This window comes from Candidatus Competibacter phosphatis (genome assembly GCF_012939995.1).
GTDB lineage: Bacteria > Pseudomonadota > Gammaproteobacteria > Competibacterales > Competibacteraceae > Competibacter > Competibacter phosphatis.
Genome location: NZ_SPMZ01000103.1, coordinates 1 through 627, shown reverse-complemented (window position 1 = coordinate 627; position 627 = coordinate 1). Strand labels below are relative to the sequence as shown.

The window sequence follows — 627 nt, the reverse complement described above, 5'->3', positions numbered from 1 at the left end:
GTCGATCAGCGCCTCGCTGAGCGCATTGCGCTTTTGTGGGTGGTTCATCACGATGGTGCCAATCGTGTCCCTGATTTCGGTCAGTATCAAAGGCATGGTTTTCTCCGGTGGCGACTCAGGCATGGATAGCGCTTCAGATGCGAATGGGGAGTTCAAACGTGCTTATCAATGGATCACCAATCTGTTTCAGGGCTGACCGATCAGCACATAGATGGCGCTCTCACCCGACCCCGACACCCCGAATCCCAGGAAGGCCGGGCCGATCCAGGTGTCCGAGCCGAAGAAGACGCTTCCGCCGTAACCGTTCTGCTCGGGACTCAAGGTCACGTTCTGACCCGTGTCGGGGTTGCGGATCACGCCCTCCGACAGCCAACCAGCCTCCAGGGAGGCACCCAGGTAGAGGCCACGGCCAATGGGCGGGGGCAGCGCGGCGATCTGGCGATAATAGGCCAGGCCGGCAAAAGCCATATCATTGCCGCGGAACTGCTCGTTGGCGTAACCGGAGAGATTGAGGAAGCCGCCCAAGGGGAATTGGTCGTAATAGGGCATCTGCTCGCCGAAACTGCTGCCCCCCTTGAGTTTAAAGGCCAGGGTGTTGGGTCCGAAGCTGTAGGNGGTGGTGGCACT

General features: G+C 59.7%; 1 protein-coding gene. It reads left to right on the top strand.

All coding sequences use genetic code 11. From position 1 onward, the window contains the following. A partial coding sequence (locus E4P82_RS20800) for a hypothetical protein (RefSeq protein ID WP_169250666.1) occupies window positions 1-196 on the top strand: 196 nt, incomplete at its 5' end. Window positions 197-627 lie beyond the last annotated feature (431 nt).